This window comes from Achromobacter sp. Marseille-Q0513 (genome assembly GCF_018195695.1).
Taxonomy (GTDB): domain Bacteria; phylum Pseudomonadota; class Gammaproteobacteria; order Burkholderiales; family Burkholderiaceae_B; genus Achromobacter.
The window spans coordinates 1-382 of the sequence record NZ_JAGTJY010000597.1; the positions used below are offsets into that span (position 1 = coordinate 1).

Genomic DNA, 382 nt, shown 5'->3' on the forward strand with positions numbered 1-382 from the left:
GTCCCGGATTCCGCTTGGGATTTTGTTCAGACTCATCTTCGGCAACTGCCTGTGGTAAAGGTGAAGTCCGAGGAACTTGACTTCGTTGCCGAGCGCGATCCGCGCCGCATCTTTGACCGCATGGTGGCGTGGTTCGTGCGCCATGACGCACCGGTACCGCTCTCCACCGACGAATTCCTGTCTGGTCTGCGCACCCGCTTTCCCGAGCGCGACGGCATGGTCTTCTTGCCCGAGCAAGTGACCGAGTACGACAAGAAGCGCGCACAGACCGCGCAAGCGCCGCAGATGGAGCTGTTCGTCTCCGACGAGCGCAGCGCCATCGACTGGGCGGCGGATTATCTGAAAGCACGGCCTTCCACCTATCAGGACATCCACCCCGAGT

1 pseudogene is annotated in these 382 nt (G+C 61.3%); it reads left to right on the forward strand.

The window, feature by feature from the left end:
* Positions 1 to 60: 60 nt before the first annotated feature.
* A pseudogene (locus KDH83_RS31915) lies at positions 61 to 382 on the forward strand (DNA methylase); the annotation flags it as partial.